The following is a 1,522-nucleotide window of genomic DNA, read 5'->3' on the forward strand; positions in this document are numbered from 1 at the left end:
TCACAAAATGAGTATCGTCCACACGGTAGAGCTGTTCTTGTCCACTGACCGCAACGGGTTCCCCGTATTGACGTTTTAATTCTGCTTCTGCATCACTCTCTTCTGTCACAACTTTCGGTTGTTGGATGGCGTCACCTTCTTCTTTCGTAGACGTAGATGATGGAGGTAGGTCTTCAGAAGAGCTTGAGCTAGGTGCTGTATTGACATTATCAGAGCCGACAGTCTGACTGCTCGCTTGGGTCACGGCGTCTTGATAGGTCTGTTCATCTTTACTCTGCTGGATCGCCTCTCCAATTTCCTCGGCATATATCAACGGACTATTGGCGAGGAGTAAGGTACTCAACAATAGCCAGTTTATCAATTTATGCAGTCGTTTCATAAATGTGCTCCTTTGTTTACAAGATGATAAGGGCGTGTCTCAAAACAGTCAATGGATACGATAGATAAAATAATAAAGCGTTGCCATGAGGATGAGGGAATCAACGACAGATACCACTACACCCCCAACAGTGGGGAGCCATAAGGATAAGACGAGGGCCACCATAGTACAGCCAGTTGCGATGAGAAGTGGTGGAGTCGTCTGTCTCCAGTCTTCTTTTATCGGTAAGGCTCGATCAATCTTGACAAGGCTATAGATTAAGATTACTTTAAGATCCGTTTGTATAATCGTTGAAAAGACCCAAATACCCGTTTTCACATTGCTATAGGAAAAACTGGTATGGTCATACAACAGTTGGCCGAGTCCACCAATGAGGAAACCTACAGTAACAGCGGTTAGAAGATAGGCTAAGATAAGCTTGGGCAATCGTTTATCAGACCGATGGAGCTTGTAAAACCAAACTCCAATAGGAATAACAAGGAATAGTCCTACTGCACAAAAAGCAAGGCTCATTAGCGGCAATACGATTGATAGGGCTGTATCTGTTGCCCAGGGTGAAAGCACACCTGTCAGTAGGAGACGTTGACCAACCCCAACTAACAGTAGGCCAAGTGCTAATCTCCAAAACTTGGAAAGAGTAACCTTCTTAATCATCTTTACTCCTTTCTTTTACATCTTTCAAGCGAGCGGTGACGACATAGCGCTGGTCATTGTTCACAGCATCACACGTCGACAGGATTAAAAACCTGTCCTTGTCTTTTTCAACCGGCAAGGATCGGTAAGCGCCACCACTCGCTAATGCTCGTTCTTGTAGGGTGGCTAGATAGTGATGAACTCCTGCTTGATTCCCTAGTTCAAACGTAGAAAATAGGTGGTCATCTGTATAAAGATGTGCCGCCATAATCTCATATTCATATTGTGTATCCACGGTCTCTACGCTAATGGTCTTATGTTCATGAAAGAAAGACGGGTCTGAGAAATCCTGTAACGAACCAAACATCGTGCCATCCGTCATAGCATGACCATAGATGATGGTGATCGGATCTTCGAACGTTTTCGTATTGACCAACTCTGTAAAGATAGCCCCGTAGTAAGTCTCTGCCCCATCTACATCATGAGATAAATAATACGAGTCATCCCTTG

Annotated in this window: 3 protein-coding genes; all 3 read right to left on the reverse strand. The window is 44.4% G+C overall.

All coding sequences use genetic code 11. The features are described 5' to 3' along the window. Window positions 1-379 (reverse strand): hypothetical protein (locus E4T82_RS11885; protein ID WP_135182974.1); only part of this gene is annotated, 379 nt, incomplete at its 3' end. Between the two features lie 48 nt (window positions 380-427). Continuing rightward, window positions 428-1,033, reverse strand: coding sequence for a hypothetical protein (locus E4T82_RS11890; protein WP_135182975.1), 606 nt, complete (start codon window positions 1,031-1,033; stop codon window positions 428-430). Beyond that, window positions 1,026-1,522 (reverse strand): class B sortase (locus E4T82_RS11895; protein WP_135182976.1); only part of this gene is annotated, 497 nt, incomplete at its 5' end. The genes E4T82_RS11895 and E4T82_RS11890, both read right to left, overlap by 8 nt.

Origin of the sequence: Streptococcus cuniculi, assembly GCF_004570575.1 — a bacterium.
Classification (GTDB): Bacteria; Bacillota; Bacilli; order Lactobacillales; family Streptococcaceae; genus Streptococcus; species Streptococcus cuniculi_A.

Excerpts from the sequence above, each read along its gene's own strand:
- E4T82_RS11890 (WP_135182975.1), bottom strand. The coding sequence starts at position 1,033 with ATGATTAAGAAGGTTACTCTTTCCAAGTTTTGGAGATTAGCACTTGGC.